The sequence below is a fragment of the Nocardiopsis sp. iso_238 genome (assembly GCF_056173325.1).
On record NZ_CM149668.1, the window covers coordinates 499,171 to 514,782 of the forward strand.

A 15,612-nucleotide genomic window follows, 5' to 3' on the forward strand; every position below is an offset into this window, starting at 1 on the left:
CAACCCGTGACCAGGCGTGCTACTTGACCATTCCCTCGTCACTCACGTCCCAGGTGTTGCAGGCCCCCGCCGACTGCTCGGTCCAACCGGTCCGCGTCCACCACACGCTGTTGTCCGAGGAACCGTGCGTGCGCTCCTCCTCGGGGCCGTCGGGGCGGTCGGCGGTGGCCGAGGCGTCGTCCAGGAGCGTGGACAGGTCCCCCTCCGAGAGCGGGTAGCTCACCCGGACGGACCCCAGGAACGCCGCCGACAGGCAGTTCGCCTGGAGTTCGCTGCGGCGCGTCCAGGAGTTGCGCCCCGCGTCGTCCTCCTCCAGCTGGCGCTGCTCGTGGTAGTACTCCAGGAGCCCGGACTCGCCCTGCACGTGGTGCCCGTACTCGTGGGCCAGCAGGGACGCGTAGACCACGCTGTCGTCCGAGCCGTTCCACTTCTCCACCACGTCCGAGGTGCCGATGTAGATCGACGCGCTGGCCCGGCAGTAGAAGGCGCCCGCCGGGGACGGGTAGGAACGGCAGGGGCTCACCCCGGGCTCGTCCCAGAACACCCGGTCCGGCGGGGCGAACGGGATGCCCGCGCGGTCGAACTGGGTCTTCCACACGTCGTCCAGACAGTCCGCGACCAGGTGCAGGAACCGTTCCATCGAGCCGGGGTCGTCGACGTCGAGTTCGGGTACCGGGCACGGCAGCGGACTCAGCCGACCGGTGTCGTAGATGGGGTTGGCGACCAGCGCGCTGTGGCCGGAGGGCCGGTCGGGCACGGTGCGCCCGGGTAGTCCCAGCTGACCGGTGGGCGCGTCGGCGGTGGGGCTCGGAGGCTGGCCGGGCTTGTCGTCGCCCCCGCCGTCGGCCCGCTCGGAGACCGTGTCCATGGCGGACTCGCCCTCGTTGACGCTGGTCCAGGAGAGCAGCGACAGCGCGAGCAGGGCCACCAGGAGGCCGCACACCGCGCTGAACACCCTGCGGTTGGTGCGGTGGGCCCTGCGGGAGTACTCCAGCCGGGTGGACGCCGCCGACAGGGCGGGATCGGAACCGCCCGGGCCGGGCCCGCGGGGCTCGTCGGAGCCTCCCGGTCCGTGGTCACCGCTCACCGCACCAGCTCCTCGCGGGCTTCCCAGGTGTTGCAGGCCGCCGGGTCGAGACGGTCCAGACCGTGCGCGGTCCACAGACGACCGTTCTCCACCGATCCGTGCGTGCTCGTGCCCGCGTGGTCGGAGCGGAGCCCGACGGAGTCGAGGATATTGGCTCGCTCCGACTTCCCGTAACCGAGGGACTCCTCAGCGGAGCCGACGAACACCCCGCCCAGGCAGTTGGCCTGGAGCTCGTTGCGCCGGGTGAGTTCGTCCGCCGTCTCCTGGTCGGCGTTGGCCCGGAGCGAGCGGAACTCGGCCAGGATCATCGACTGCCCCTGCACGTGGTGCCCGTACTCGTGGCTGAGCAGGAACGTGTACGCCTCGGCCTCGTCACTGCCCGCCGAGGCCGCCACGATGTCCTCCACCCCCAGGTAGAGGCCCTGGTTGGCCTGGCAGTAGAAGGCCGCCGTCCCCTGCTTGGGGAAGGGGCCGCACGGGCTGTTCCCCGCCGCGTACCAGTACACGCGGTTGGGGGAGGAGAACGGGATGCCCGCCTCATGGAAGTACGCGCCCCACGCCGCGTCCAGGCAGTCCGCGATGGAGTGCACGAAGGTCTCCACCGACTTCGGGTCCTCGGCGTCCATCTTCGGCGGCCGACACGTGACCTCGCCCAGCTCGCCGTTGGCGTACAGCGGGTTCTGCCCGAGCGGGTCCTCGATCCGCGCCGTGTCGGACTCCGCCGAGGCCGCCTCGGCCGACAGCACCTGGGTGGCGTCCGGTCCCACGGGCCCGCCCCAGGCGGGCTGCGCCGTCGGCAGCAGCGCCGAGAACGCCAGGAAGCCCGTGAAACCCACGGCGGCCAGCCCCGTGCCCAGGGACAGCGAGACTCCCAGCCCCATGCGCTGGAGGAAGCCGGGGCGCTCCGCCCAGGGGTCGGACACGGGTCGGTTCCGTCGTCGGGTCAGCACGCGACCGCGCCCCCGTTCCGCGCGGGAGGTCCGGCCACGCCGGAGGGGCGGTCGACGGAGCCACCAGCGGGGGTCCGGTACGCGACGCCGGGGAGGGCGCCCGATGGATACGGTCCGCTCACGGACCGGATAAGCTCTCGCGTCATGTGGTGGGTCGGCTCCTGGCGCCCGGCCGTCGCGATGGCGACGGCCCTTCTCGTGTTCTCCTCGCCGTTCGTGGTGGTCGCCGCGGGGTGGCCGGGAGGGCAGGCGCACGCGGTGACGGCGACCGCACCGGCAACCACAGTACCGGGGCACGAACCGACGGTCATCGACCGACGTTCCGCCACGGACGCGGTCATCACCAACGATATCCGTCTGGAACTGGACCAACTCGGCATTCTGCACGGCGAGGAGTCCATCCGGTTCGAGGGCCCGGCGCCGGAGACCTTCACCCGCGCCCTCACCGCCACGATGCTCTACGACACCGACCACGACCGCCGGTTCGAGATCAACGGGGTCTCGGCGGTCGACTCCGGCGGCTCCACCCTCCAGGTGGAGACCGAGGAGACCGACGGCGCCCTCCTCGTGCGCATCCCCACCGAGGGCACGCGCGGGGTGCGGCTCAGCTACCGGGTCAGCGGCACCGTGGGCGAGGTCGCCCAGGGGGTCCAGCTGGAGTGGCGGGCCGTGGGCGCCTACAGCCACGACGTCCGCTCCACCGACGTCACCGTCACCGCTCCGCAGCCCCCCGAGGCGCTGTCGTGCCTGGCGGGCGAACCCCGCAGCGCCATGTACTGCACCGCCTCGGACATGGGCGGGGACGCGGTCGTCGCGCACTTCCTCCAGGCCGACATGACCCCCAGCGACCGGCTGGACATCGTCGTGAACTACCCGCCCGGCACCGCCGAGGGCGAACCCCTCCTGAACCGCCGGTGGTCGCTGGCGTCCGCCTTCCAGGTGACACCGGGTACCGCGAGCGTGTTCGGACTCCTGCTGCTGGTCCTGGTCGGCGGGCTGATCGCCCTCATCCGCCTCCGGGGCCGCGACGAACGCGCGCTGCGCAGCGAGGCGGCGGAGGGCGACCACGCCCCTGTGGCCCGCGGCGAGCACGGCCGGATGCGCTTCGCCCCGCCGGACGACGTCCACCCCGGTCAGATCGGCACGCTGGTCGACGAGCGCGTGGACATCGCCGACCTCACCGGCACCGTCCTCGACCTGGCCGTACGCGGTCACATCCGGGTCGAGGAGCTGCCCCACGAACACTTCACGTCGGTGGACTGGCGGCTGGTCCGCCTGGACGGGCCGACGGAGGAGACCCTGCTCTCCTCCGAGTGGCTCCTGCTGGACGCCCTCTTCGGGGAGCGCCGCACCGTGCGCCTGTCCGAGCTCGGTTCCCCCCGCCACTCCGACGACTTCCCGGCGCGCGTGGACCGGGTCCGCGAGGAGCTGTACCGCGACATGGTCCGGCTCAAGTGGTTCTCCCGGTCGCCCAGCCGGGTGCGGGGGACCTGGACCACCGTGGGCATGGCCCTCACCGCCGTCGGGGTGGTCCTGACCGGGGTGCTCGCGGTGTTCACCAGCGCCGCCTTCACCGGGCTGGCCGTCGTCATCGCCGGTGCCGCCGTCACCGCGGGAGCGCAGTACATGCCCGCCAAGACCAGGCTCGGCAGCTCGGTGTACGCGCACACGATGGGCTTCCGCGACTACCTGCTCAGCCAGCGCGCCCAGAGCGCCCCGCCCGGCGAACGGGTGGAACTGTACTCGCGCTACCTCCCCTACGCGGTGATCTTCGACGACGTCGACCGCTGGGCCAACATCCTGGCCGCCGCGGCCATCGCGGACCTCAGTCCCGAGGAGCTCGACGGTGACGGCCTGCACTGGTACACCGGCCCGCGCGAGTGGCGGATCGAGGACTTCTCGGACTCGATCAGCACGTTCGTGGTCACCCTCACCGGTCTGATCACCAACACCCGACGTATGCGCCTGCTCAACCAGCTGCAACGATCGAGGTAGCACCGCCCCGACCAGGGGCGGGGAGTACACACGGGAACAGGGGAGGACCATGCGCGCTGTCGTGCAGCGGGTGTCGCACGCTTCGGTGACGGTGGAGGGCGAGGTGGTCGGAGAGATCACCCGTCCCGGACTGATGGCCCTGGTGGGGGTCACGCACACCGACACCGAGGAGGAGGCCCGCAAGGTCGCCAGGAAGCTGTGGTCCCTGCGGATCCTGGAGGGCGAGGAGTCCTGCTCCGACGTCGGGGCGCCGCTGCTGGTGGTCAGCCAGTTCACCCTCTACGGCGACGCGCGCAAGGGCCGCCGTCCCACCTGGCAGGCGGCCGCGCCCGGACCGGTGGCCGAGCCCCTGGTGGACGCGGTCGTGCGCGAGCTGCGCGACCAGGGCGCCGAGGTGGCCACGGGCGTGTTCGGTGCCCAGATGTCCGTCGGCCTGACCAACGAGGGCCCCTTCACGGTCATCGTGGAGGCCTGAGGGCGCGGGCGCGGCCGGAGTCCCGCCGCGCCCACCGGGTCACGGGGTCACCGGGTCACGCGCGCCAGGACGTGCTCCGGGACGGGGAGGTCGTGGACCAGGGCCGGGTCGGTGACCGGGGGGTCGAACACCGTGCGGACCGGCTGCACACCCGCCCAGAGCGGGAGGGCGTAGTCCTCCTCGTCGTCTGCGGGCGGGCCCGTGCGGACCTTCACCGACGCCTCCTCCAGGGACAGCGCCAGCACCCTGGTGGCCGCCATCTCCTTGGCGTCGGGCTGGCGGGCCGCCTCCCACTGACCGGGAGCGAGCTGCTCGGTGATCGCCCGCAGCGCGTCCCAGCGCTCCTGCTCGTCGGTGACCGCGCGCGGCGTTCCGAAGACCATCGCGGACCGGTGGTTCACGGAGTGGTGGAAGCCCGAGCGGGCCAGGACGATCCCGTCCAGCAGGGTGACCGTCACGCACATCTCGCCCGCCGCCCGCAGGGACCGGGCTCCGGTCGACCCGTGCAGGTAGAGGGTGTCGCCGATCCGCCCGTACCCCGTGGGCACGACCCGGGGCGAACCGTCCACGACCACGCCCATGTGGCAGACCAGGCCCTCGTCGAGGAGGTCGTACAGTTCGGCGCGGTCGGTCCGGGTCTTGTGCTTGGCGCGGTTGAGCCGTGTGCGTTCGGTGGTGGAGAGCATGCGTCTACGGTAGGCAGAAGTGGATACCCCAACCATGGCCACTTCTGGCAGGAAGTGAAAGACCACTTTGCCGCGACACCTCACCGAACCGCCGGTCCGCCTCGACCGCGCCGACCCCACGCCCCTCACCGCGCAGCTGTCCGGCGCGCTGCGGGAGGCCATGGCCTCCGGAGCACTCAGGGCGGGTGAACGGCTGCCCTCCAGCCGGGCCCTGGCCGGGCAGCTCGGGGTCAGCCGCACGGTGGTCACCGACGCCTACCAGCAGCTCTACGCGGAGGGCTGGCTCGACGGCCGCCACGGTTCCGGCACCTTCGTGGCCGAACACGGCCCCCTGCCGAGACCGTCCGCCCCCGCCCGACCGCGACCCCCGCGCACCGCCGAACCCGTCCGCGGGCGCCCCTCACGGGACGAGATCCGCCGTGCCGGGGCGGTGGACCTGCGGCCCGGCGCGGCCTGGGTCCGCGACCACGACCGCGCCGCACTTCGCCGGGCCTGGCGGCACGCCGCCGAGGTCCCGCCCTCGGACGACCCCGACCCCCAGGGGGACCCGAGGCTGCGCGCCCTGCTGGCCGAACACCTGCGCCGCACCCGGGGCGTGCGGGTGGGACCCGAGAACGTCCTGGTCACCCGGGGGACCGGGAACGGGATCGACCTGGTCGGCGCCATGACCGCCGGAGCGGAGGGGTGGCCGGGCACGGCGGCGTCCCCCGGAGTCCGCTTCCGCGCCGGGGTCGAGGAGCCCGGCTACGGGAAGGCCCGCACCATCCTGGCCGCACGCGGCGCCGAGATCGTTCCCTGCCTCGTCGACCACGACGGGATCCGCCCCGACGACCTGCCCGACGACCTCGCGCTCGTCTACACCACCCCCGCCCACCAGTACCCGCTGGGCGGGCGCCTCCCCGTGCCCCGCCGCGAACGCCTCCTGGCCTGGGCCCGGCGGACCGGAGCCGTGGTGATCGAGGACGACTACGACGCCGAGTTCCGCTACGACGTGGCGCCCCTGCCCGCCCTGTACGGGCTCGACCCCGAGCGGGTCGTACTGCTCGGCACCCTCTCGAAGACCCTCGACCCCGACCTCGGCATCGGCTGGATCGTGGCCGAACCCGACCTGCTGCACCGCCTCGCCCGGGTGCGGGCCGACCTGTCCGACCGCACCAGCGGACCCGTCCAGGCGGCCACGGCCCTCCTGCTCGAACGCGGGGACCTGGACCGGCACCTGCGCCGGATGCGCCTGGAGTACGCCCGCCGCCGCGCCCTGCTCGTGGAACACCTCGGCCCCCGGATCGGCGGGGACACCGCCGGGCTGCACGTGCTGCTCACCCTGCCCGAGGAGGCGGTGGCGCCCGTGATCGCGGCGGCGGCCGAGGAGGGGGTCCTGGTGGAGGACACCAGCCGCGCCAGCCACGGCGACCCCGGCGTGCACGGCCTGGTCATCGGCTACGGGACGGCGGGCGGCACGGAGCTCCGCCGCGCGTGCGAGGTCCTGGCCCGAGCCGTGGCACGCCACGCGGGGAGCGGTCGGCCGTCGGTACGCGGCATGGCGGGCGCCGAGCCCGCCGACCGGGAGCCGGGGAGCGCGGCGGCCCGGGACGAGTGAGCGGACGTCCCTGAGGGCCCCGGGTACCGGAGGCCGTGGACGTCCCCCAGGTCCGGGGCGCACCGGACGCGCCCGGCGGCGCGGGTCAGGCCCTCAAAAGGGCGCGACAGCGCGGCGCGGGCGCCCCGGACACACGAGGTCCCGGGCCGCGGCAGCACCGCGACCCGGGACACGAAGGGGAGGAGCCGGACGGGAAGGGGAGAGGGACCCGCAGGGGGACCTTCCGTGCCCGCCCGGCGCCCTACTCGACCTCGACGGTGACGGGCTCGAACTTGTAGCCGAGGCCGCGCACCGTGACGATGTACCGCGGGCTGCCCGGGTCCTCCTCGATCTTCGCGCGCAGACGCTTGACGTGCACGTCGAGGGTCTTGGTGTCACCGACGTAGTCGGCGCCCCACACGCGGTCGATGAGCTGCATCCGGGTGAGCACCCGCCCGGCGTTGCGCAGCAGCACCTCCAACAGCTCGAACTCCTTCAGCGGGAGCTGCACGCTGTCCCCGCGCACCGTCACCACGTGCCGCTCCACGTCCATCCGGACGGGGCCGGCCTCCAGGGCGGCGGGCAGGACGATCTCGTCCTCGCCCCGGCGGCGCAGCACCGCGCGGATGCGCGCCACCAGCTCACGGGAGGAGAACGGCTTCGTCACGTAGTCGTCGGCGCCCAGCTCCAGACCGACGACCTTGTCGATCTCGGAGTCCTTGGCGGTGAGCATGATGACGGGGACGTTGGACTTCTGCCGCAGGGTCCGGCACACCTCGGTGCCGGACAGCCCGGGAAGCATGAGGTCCAGCAGCACCAGGTCGGCGCCGGTCCGGTCGAAGGTCTCCAGAGCGACGGTCCCGGTGGGCGCGACCGCGACCTCGAAGCCCTCCTTGCGCAGCATGTACGACAGGGCGTCGCTGTAGGACTCCTCGTCCTCTACTACGAGTACGCGCGTCACTGTGCCGTCTCCTGGTGGTTGTCGTTCCGGGTCGCGTCGAGCTCCCGGCTCTCGGGTCTGGGCAGACGCAGTGTGAACGTCGAACCCGACCCCTCCTTGCTCCACACGGTCACTTCTCCACGGTGGTGGGTCATGATGTGCTTGACGATGGCCAGGCCGAGACCGGTACCACCGGTGGCCCGGCTCCGAGCGGCGTCCACACGGTAGAACCGCTCGAAGATTCGCTCCAGGTCCTGCTGGGGGATGCCGATCCCCTGGTCGGCGACGCTGATGTCCACGCTGCTCCGCGAGGTCCCGACGGACACCGCGACCCGCGTGTTCTTCGGACTGTAGGCCACGGCGTTGGCGATGAGGTTGCGCAGGGCGGTTCCCAGCATCGCCTCGTCGCCCAGGACCGTCAGCCCCTCGGCGCCGCTGCCGACCAGTTCGATGCCCTTGGCGTCGGCGGGCATGCGCACGGTGTCGATCGCCTCCTCGACGACCGAACCCAGGTCCACCGGGGCGGGCTCCGCGATGGGCTCGGCGCCCTGGATGCGGGAGAGGGTGATCAGGTCCTGGATGACCGCGGTGAGCCGGGACGCCTCGGTCTGCATGCGCCCGGTGAAGCGGCGCACCGCCTCGGGGTCGTCACTGGCGTCCTGTACGGTCTCCGCCAGGAGGGACAGCGCGCCCACGGGGGTCTTCAGCTCGTGCGAGATGTTGGCCACGAAGTCGCGCCGGACCGCCTCCACCCTGCGGTGTTCGGTCTGGTCCTCGGCCAGCACCAGCACCAGGCCGGTGCCGCCCAGAGGGGCGACCCGCACGGCGAAGGACGTGGCGTCGGGGCCGAACTTGCGGACGGCCACCTCGATGTCGGTCTCCCGGATCACCCCGTCGCGCCGGACCTTGCGGGCCAGCGTGAGGAGTTCGCCTATGACCAGTTCCTCCCCTCGGACGATGCCGAAGGCCCTGGCTGCGGAGGAGGCGCGCAGCACGCGGTCGCCGGAGTCGAGGACCACCGCAGAGGAGGGAAGCGCGGACAGCACCTCCGCCACCCCTTGGGGGAGGGTGCTGCCGTCGTGGCGTGGTGACGGCGCCTCCTCGCCCGTGGTGCGCGTACGGAAGAGAGGGCTGGCGGCGACGACGCCGATGGCGACGCCCGCGACGAGCCCGATGATGCCGACGACCGCGGCGAGAAGTTCCCCTTGCACGATTCGATCGTAAACGTGCGGACTGGGGCTTTACCCGGTCAGGGCATGTGACACAACCGAGGTTCTTTCATCGTTCACCAACTCTTGGCCGATCCTTCAAACACAGACTGGGAGCATTGAGGACATGCGCGATACCTACCATGAGGACCTAGACAGCCTGAGTGAACGCCTCGTCGAGATGACGAGGCTCGCCAGGCACGCAGTCGCGCGGGCCACCACGGCCTTGCTGGACAGTGACCTGAACGCGGCTCAGGAGGTGATCTCGGGTGACGAGGAGCTCAACCGCCTCGACCAGGAGATCGAGGACACCGCCTTCAGCCTGATGGCGCGGCAGCAGCCGGTCGCCTCCGACCTGCGGACCATCATCACCGCCCTCTCGATGCGCGGGGATCTCGAGCGGATGGGTGACCACGCCGTTCACCTCGCCAAGATCGCCCGGCGCCGCCACCCGGACTCCGCGATCCCCAAGCCGGTCCGCTCCATCGTCCTGGAGATGGGCCACCAGGCGGAGCTCCTGGTGATCAAGGCCGGTGAGGTGATCATGGAGCGGGACCCCGACACCGCTCTGGAACTGGACAAGGACGACGACAAGATGGACCGGCTGCGGCGCAAGCTGTTGCAGCGCATCCTCGCTCCGGGCTGGGAGTACGGGGTGGAGGCCACCATGGACGTCACCCTGGTCGGCCGGTTCTACGAACGCTTCGGTGACCACGCGGTGCACGTGGCGGACAACCTGGTCTACATGGTGACGGGCGAGAAGCGTGAGGACTACGAGCCCGAGGCCTGATGACGGGGTCATGACGTGCGGTGCGGTCGGGTTGGCCGGGCCCGGGGATCCGGACGGGTCACGGGCGGGCCGACCCGATCCGAAATCGTGACCTTTATCGCTCTGGACGCTCGCGGAGGGTGTCCGGGCGGGGGCGAACCCTACCCCGATCCGCGCCCGCGTCAAGCCGCGCTTCGGCTGGCCAGCAGGGGTGGAGGCCTCTCGGGAGCGCTCCGACCGGGTGGCCGGGACTCCTCGGGTACACTTTGTCAAGGCCTAAAATGTGTGGCCTGACCTGCGTGTTCGCAAACCTAATAGGTACGTTAAGTCACAGATTCGTGGTATCCTTGTGGTAGCGGAAGGGGTACCTGTCACATGGCTTTCAAGGTCGGCGACACTGTTGTCTACCCCCATCATGGGGCTGCTCGTATTGAAGCGATCGAGACTCGCACCATTAAGGGCGAGGACAGAACCTACCTCGTTCTGAGGGTTGACAAAGGCGATCTGACGGTGCGTGTGCCGGCCGCGAACGCCGAGGATGTCGGCGTTCGTGACGTGGTGGGGCAGGAGGGCCTGGACAAGGTCTTCGAGGTGCTGCGCGCACCTCACACCGAAGAGCCCACCAACTGGTCCAGGCGCTACAAGGCGAACCTGGAGAAGTTGGCGTCCGGCGACGTCAACAAGGTCGCCGAGGTCGTTCGGGACCTGTGGCGCCGGGACAAGGAACGTGGCCTGTCCGCGGGCGAGAAGAGGATGCTGGCCAAGGCCCGGCAGATTCTCGTGAGCGAACTCGCACTCGCGGAAAAGACCAACGAGGACAAGGCGGAAGCCCTCCTCGACGAGGTTCTGACGAACTGATACTCGCGGAATCACGTAATTCATGACGAAAATGCCTCGGGTGGGCGTCGGTACCGACGTCCACCCGTTTTCTCCTGGACGGACACTTTTTCTCGCCGGTTTGGAATGGCCGGGTGAAGACGGTGTCAGCGGCCATTCCGACGGTGATGTCGCCGCCCACGCGGCGTGCGACGCGCTGTTGTCCGCCTGCGGACTCGGTGACCTCGGATCCAACTACGGCACGGCCGATCCCCGGTGGAAGGGCGCCTCGGGTGCGGCCCTGCTCACCGAGACCGTCGCCCGCGTGCACGCGGCCGGATTCGAGATCGGCAACGTGGCCGTCCAGATCATCAGCAACCGACCCAAGTTCTCTCCCAGGCGCCACGAGGCGGAGAAGACCCTCTCCGAGGTCGTGGGTGCGCCGGTGAGCCTGTCGGCCACCACCACCGACGGCCTGGGCCTCACCGGTCGGGGCGAGGGCATCGCGGCCGTCGCCACGGCCGTCTGCGCTCCCAGGGACTGACACACGCACGGAGGGCGGCCCCGCAGTCGCGGGGCCGCCCTCCGTGCGTTGAGCTGGGGCCACGGCCGTCCGAGCGCCGACCGCGCCAGGCCTGCGGTGTCCGGCGCCGGGGGAGCGCTGCCGTGCGGCCCCCCGTCAGCCCGCACGGGGCGGTGGCTGTCGAGGGCGGCGCGGGGCCCGTGACTGGTCGCGTCGGGTGTCCGGGTAGCGCCAGGTCGTCCCTCCCGGCCACCGAGGCTCCTGAGGGGGCTTCCTCCCGCCGTTCTGATGGCCGGAGTCCGTCCGTGACGGAGCGCCCCTGCGGTGTCCGGCGCCGGGGTGGGGACCTTCGGTCGCTCGGTCTCGCGGGAATCCCTCGAAGCGCCGCTGTGGGACCGGTATCCGGTCCGTGACGGAGTGCCTGGTCAGGGGACCGAAACCCGCCGTTCACAGCCGTGTGAGAGCACGATCCGGATGGTCGTTCACAGGGCGGGGCGGGTTGTCCACAGGCGAACGGACCGACTCTGGTGGAGCCCCCTCAGACACGCGTAGCGTCGACTTCGGGGGATCCTCCGCTCCCGCCCGCTCCGTGCTGCCCTCACCCAGGCCCGCCCCCGCCGCTCAGCAGCCCAGGCGCCCCGGCCACGCGCCCCCGCCGCCCCGGTCCCGGACGTACGTCGGCCCCGGAACCCGTGGTTCCGGGGCCGACGTCCCCTTGTTCAGGCCCCGTCCGAGGCCGGGGCGCACGTCCTGCTCAGTGGTCCTCAGGAGGCAGCGGCTCACTGCGCACGCGGCGCGAGGGCGGGCCCGAGGCGAAGTCCGGCATGGGCGGACGCTTCGGCTTCAGCACCATGGGCCGCTTCTCCATGGACCTGAGCGAGCGCGGACCGGTGCGGGGCGCGCGCTCCGTCAACGGCTCGCGCTCGGGCTCGTGTCGCGCCACCGACTCGGGCTCCGGCTCGGGATCGTGCTCCGCCTCGGCCTCCACCTCCGCTTCGTCCTCGGGCAGGGGCTCGGGATCGGGCAGCGGCTCCGGCTCCGGTCGGGCCGCACCGGGCGGAACCGAACCCATCCGGAAAGCGGCCCGCACCGAGGGGCCGGTGTCGTGGTCCAGGGCCGGGGTCGCCTCAGCCTCACCGGTCGCCCGACCCACCAGGGGAGCGGGCTCGGCCGGGGTGTCGTCCTCGGGAGGGGTCCACACCGGAGGCACGTAGTCGGCCAGGTGCGAGGGGGCCGGGTCCTCGGACGGCGGCTCCCACAGCGGAGACCCGCCGTGGTCGTCCGCGGACTCGGGCTCCGCGCCCGTCTCCTCCTCCGCCACGGCGGGAAGGTCCTCGATCTCGGGCAGGGGGCCGGACCCGGTCTCGCCCTCGGGCCACAGCTCCACGGGGCCGCCGCCCCGGCGGGCCTCCGGAGACACCTCTTCCCCGGGTTCCTCGGAACCGGTTCCTCCCTCCGTCCCGGCCCCCGCGACGAACGGCTCCGCCTCCGGGGCCTGCTCCGGCTCCGGCTCGGGCTCCGGAACGACCGGAGCGGGGACGGGTGCCTCCGCCTCGTCCGTGCTGGGGTCGGCCACCGGGGAGTCGTGCTCGAACCCCTCGTCGGCGAGGCGGTCGGAGTCCGGGGCGGCCGGGTCCCCGGATCCCTCGGACCCGTGCCCGGCTGTGTGCTCGGACTCGGACTCGGGGGAATGGGTCGGGGCGGGCACCACCGGCGGCTCGGCGGCAGCGCGCTTGATCGGGTTGTCGCTGTCACGGGCCCGACGGGGGAGCGGCAGCGTGGGCACGGAGGCCTCGGCGGCCTCCCCAGCCCCGGCGTCCACCGCGGCGACCGGTTCCGTCGGGGAGTCCGGGTCGTCGGCGTCGGAACGGTCGTCCCGGGGGAGGTCCACGGGACCGGCCTCGACGGCGGCCTCGCTCGCGCGCCCGCGTTCGGCCTGCTCCTGCTCGGCCTGCTCCGCGCGCTCCTGTTCCTCCCGCTCGCGTTCCTCCTGTTCGGCGCGCTCCCGGTCCTCGCGTTCGAGGAGCTCCTTCCGCTCCTTCTCCTCCTGCTCCTCGCGGTCACGGCGCAGGGTGGAGGTACGGGCGGGCAGCGGCGCCACCCGGGACTCGTCCTCGTCGGACTCGTCCGTCGCTTCCGTCCCGTCCGAGCCCAGGCGCAGCAGCCGGGTCTTGAGCGCCTCCGTCCCGTCCCGGTCGCGGGGCGGGGCGTCCTCCGGCCTCGGGCGCCCGCGCAGCACGGTGGCGCGGTCGTCGGCGGGGTTGGCGCGCGGACGGCCGCGGCTGTTGCGTCTGCGGACGTGCGCGCGCACGGTGATCCACAGCAGGAACGCCACCAGCAGGGCGGCCAGCGGGGCGACCGCGACCACCACCTGGACGATCCCCTCGTGGTTCGCCGCGATGCGGTCCACCATGTTCATGCTGTGCAGCACCATCGGCACGGCCGCGGCGAGGATCAGCAGGGGGATGAGGACGACGTCCACCCAGAGGCGCTCGCTCGGCGGAGCCGCGCGCAGGACGTAGCTCACCCAGAAGGCCATGAGGACCAGCAGGGTGAACGTCACCGGGAAGACGTGCGGGAGGAAGCCGCCCTCGTGGTGCACGATCAGGGCGAACCGGTAGATGCCGTTGTAGGCGATGACTAGGGCGCACAGGGCGATGACACTGACGAACACGGCGCCACCGACGAGAGCACCGGCTCCCGCGCCGCGATTCGCGGTCCGACCGTTCCGTGTCCCTGTCTCGGGGGCGTTGTTGAAAGGGGCCATCGTCACCGAAGCGTAGTCCAGGCAGTGCCGCGAACACGAGATTCCGGCCGATTCCGGCTGCTTCCCGACGCTGGTGCCGAAGGGTGCCCGCCGCCGACCCGTCCCGGTTGGCGGAGCGTGCCGGGCGATCCCACTCCGAGGAGGGGTCGGAACACCGGGTCATCTCACATGTGGGCGGGGGCGATACGGCTCGCCCCATATGAGTTCTCCGGGCTGTCCGGAGCGATCCGGACCGCGTCTCGCCCCGAACCCCGTACCGAACCGGTGGTGCTTACTGGTTTGTGATGCCCCGGTGAGGGGAGAACGGATAGTCTTGACAACGTGAGTCTGCGCTTCTATGACACCAGTGCCCGACAGGTCCGAGACTTCACCCCCATCCGTGAGGGGTGTGCCTCCCTGTACCTGTGTGGTGCCACCGTGCAGGCACCCCCGCACATCGGCCACATCAGGTCCGGTGTCAACTTCGACATCCTGCGCCGCTGGCTGACCCACCTCGGATACGCGGTGACGTTCTGCCGCAACGTCACGGACATCGACGACAAGATCATCCGGGTCGCCGCTGACGAGGGCGTCCCGTGGTGGCAGGTCAGCGAGCGCAACCAGCGCGCCTTCACCTGGGCCTACGACACCCTGGGCTGCCTGCCGCCCACCGTCGAGCCGCGCGCCACCGGTCACGTGCCGGAGATGATCGAGCTCATGCGCCGCCTGATCGACGCCGGGCACGCCTACGCCGCCGACGACGGATCGGGCGACGTCTACTTCGACGTGCGCTCGCACCCCGCCTACGGGGAGCTCTCCAACCAGCGCCTCGACCAGGTCGTGGAATCCGCCGACTCCGACCCGGACCGCGACAAGCGGGACCCGCGCGACTTCGCCCTGTGGAAGGGCGCCAAGCCGGGCGAGCCCAGCTGGGAGACGCCCTGGGGACGCGGCCGTCCCGGCTGGCACCTGGAGTGCTCCGCCATGGCCACCAAGTACATGGGCCCCAGCTTCGACATCCACGGCGGCGGGATCGACCTGATTTTCCCGCACCACGAGAACGAGCAGGCGCAGTCGCGCGCCGCCGGTGACGGCTTCGCCCAGTACTGGCTGCACAACGGCATGCTCGCCATCGGCGGCGAGAAGATGAGCAAGTCCATCGGGAACTCGCTGCTCATCCCGCAGGTGGTGCGCAAGGTGCGCCCGGTCGAGCTGCGGTACTACCTCGGCCAGGCCCACTACCGGTCCACCATCGAGTACTCCGACGCCGCCCTCCAGGAGGCCGCCGCCGCCTACCAGCGGATCGAGGGCTTCCTCACCCGAGCCGTCGAGGTGCTCGGCACGATCACCCCGGCCGCCGACGTCCCGCCCGCGTTCACCGAGGCGCTCAACGACGACCTGGGCGTCTCCCAGGGGTTGGCGATCGTCCACGGCCACGTGCGCGAGGGCAACACGGCGCTCGCCGCCGGTGACAAGGAACGGGCCCAGGAGCTCGCCGCCGAACTGCGCGTCATGCTCTCCGTGCTGGGCCTGGACCCGCTGAGCGAGCAGTGGTGCGGCGGCGGGGACCAGGGGCTGACCGAGGTCGTGGACGCCCTGGTGGCCGTCGCCCTCGAACAGCGCCAGGCCGCGCGCGGACGCAAGGACTACGCGGCCGCCGACGCCATCCGCGACCAGCTGGCGGACGCCGGTGTGGTGGTGGAGGACACCCCGCAGGGGCCGCGCTGGGACCTGCGCAAGGGCTGAGCTCCTCCGTGTCCGGGGCCGGGACATCCCGGCCCCGGCACCGACGCGTGTGGTGCCGGGTCGGCACTAGGCTGGGAGTTTGCCGCCGCCCCTCG

At 71.9% G+C, this 15,612-nt stretch carries 13 protein-coding genes; 7 read left to right on the forward strand and 6 right to left on the reverse strand.

The annotated features are described in order from the left end of the window. Positions 1-19: 19 nt before the first annotated feature. Both AC0VYL_RS02285 and AC0VYL_RS02290 read right to left on the reverse strand, forming a co-directional pair. A complete protein-coding gene (locus AC0VYL_RS02285) occupies positions 20-1,087 on the reverse strand; it encodes a neutral zinc metallopeptidase (protein ID WP_475482171.1) in 1,068 nt (355 codons plus the stop codon). Next, positions 1,084-1,968 (reverse strand): neutral zinc metallopeptidase, encoded by an 885-nt coding sequence (locus AC0VYL_RS02290; RefSeq protein WP_475462914.1) that lies wholly within the window; start codon positions 1,966-1,968, stop codon positions 1,084-1,086. Before AC0VYL_RS02290 ends, AC0VYL_RS02285 begins: the two co-directional genes overlap by 4 nt. Positions 1,969-2,181: 213 nt before the next feature. Between AC0VYL_RS02290 and AC0VYL_RS02295 the strand changes: the two genes are divergently transcribed. Both AC0VYL_RS02295 and dtd read left to right on the forward strand, forming a co-directional pair. Further along, on the forward strand, positions 2,182-4,032 hold the full coding sequence (locus AC0VYL_RS02295) for a DUF2207 domain-containing protein (RefSeq protein ID WP_475482172.1): 1,851 nt from the start codon (positions 2,182-2,184) through the stop codon (positions 4,030-4,032). Between the two features lie 49 nt (positions 4,033-4,081). Further along, on the forward strand, positions 4,082-4,507 hold the full coding sequence (gene dtd / locus AC0VYL_RS02300; RefSeq protein ID WP_475482173.1) for a D-aminoacyl-tRNA deacylase: 426 nt from the start codon (positions 4,082-4,084) through the stop codon (positions 4,505-4,507). Positions 4,508-4,554: 47 nt separating this feature from the next. On the opposite strand, the gene AC0VYL_RS02305 is transcribed toward dtd, so the two are convergent. Further along, positions 4,555-5,193 carry a pyridoxamine 5'-phosphate oxidase family protein gene (locus AC0VYL_RS02305; RefSeq protein WP_475458609.1) on the reverse strand — a complete coding sequence of 213 codons (639 nt, stop codon included), beginning with the start codon at positions 5,191-5,193 and terminating at the stop codon, positions 4,555-4,557. A gap of 67 nt (positions 5,194-5,260) precedes the next feature. Here AC0VYL_RS02305 and pdxR point away from each other — a divergent pair, with 67 nt between their 5' ends. Continuing rightward, a complete protein-coding gene (pdxR, locus tag AC0VYL_RS02310; protein ID WP_475482174.1) occupies positions 5,261-6,790 on the forward strand; it encodes a MocR-like pyridoxine biosynthesis transcription factor PdxR in 1,530 nt (509 codons plus the stop codon). Positions 6,791-7,031: 241 nt separating this feature from the next. Here pdxR and AC0VYL_RS02315 read toward each other — a convergent pair whose 3' ends face one another. Both AC0VYL_RS02315 and AC0VYL_RS02320 read right to left on the reverse strand, forming a co-directional pair. Further along, positions 7,032-7,730 carry a response regulator gene (locus AC0VYL_RS02315; RefSeq protein WP_475458613.1) on the reverse strand — a complete coding sequence of 233 codons (699 nt, stop codon included), beginning with the start codon at positions 7,728-7,730 and terminating at the stop codon, positions 7,032-7,034. Beyond that, positions 7,727-8,920, reverse strand: coding sequence for a sensor histidine kinase (locus tag AC0VYL_RS02320; RefSeq protein ID WP_475458615.1), 1,194 nt, complete (start codon positions 8,918-8,920; stop codon positions 7,727-7,729). The genes AC0VYL_RS02315 and AC0VYL_RS02320 overlap by 4 nt, the downstream gene beginning before the upstream one ends. A gap of 124 nt (positions 8,921-9,044) precedes the next feature. Here AC0VYL_RS02320 and phoU point away from each other — a divergent pair, with 124 nt between their 5' ends. The 3 genes from phoU to ispF all read left to right on the forward strand — a co-directional run bounded on the left by phoU (position 9,045) and on the right by ispF (position 11,046). Then, a complete protein-coding gene (phoU, locus tag AC0VYL_RS02325; RefSeq protein ID WP_378737916.1) occupies positions 9,045-9,707 on the forward strand; it encodes a phosphate signaling complex protein PhoU in 663 nt (220 codons plus the stop codon). A gap of 354 nt (positions 9,708-10,061) precedes the next feature. Next, positions 10,062-10,544 carry a CarD family transcriptional regulator gene (locus AC0VYL_RS02330; protein WP_026129182.1) on the forward strand — a complete coding sequence of 161 codons (483 nt, stop codon included), beginning with the start codon at positions 10,062-10,064 and terminating at the stop codon, positions 10,542-10,544. A gap of 31 nt (positions 10,545-10,575) precedes the next feature. Further along, on the forward strand, positions 10,576-11,046 hold the full coding sequence (gene ispF, locus AC0VYL_RS02335; RefSeq protein ID WP_475462915.1) for a 2-C-methyl-D-erythritol 2,4-cyclodiphosphate synthase: 471 nt from the start codon (positions 10,576-10,578) through the stop codon (positions 11,044-11,046). Positions 11,047-11,779: 733 nt separating this feature from the next. Here ispF and AC0VYL_RS02340 read toward each other — a convergent pair. After that, positions 11,780-13,699, reverse strand: coding sequence for a DUF2637 domain-containing protein (locus AC0VYL_RS02340; protein ID WP_475482175.1), 1,920 nt, complete (start codon positions 13,697-13,699; stop codon positions 11,780-11,782). 414 nt (positions 13,700-14,113) lie between these two features. Between AC0VYL_RS02340 and cysS the strand changes: the two genes are divergently transcribed. Continuing rightward, positions 14,114-15,517, forward strand: coding sequence for a cysteine--tRNA ligase (gene cysS / locus AC0VYL_RS02345; protein WP_475458620.1), 1,404 nt, complete (start codon positions 14,114-14,116; stop codon positions 15,515-15,517). Positions 15,518-15,612: the final 95 nt, after the last annotated feature.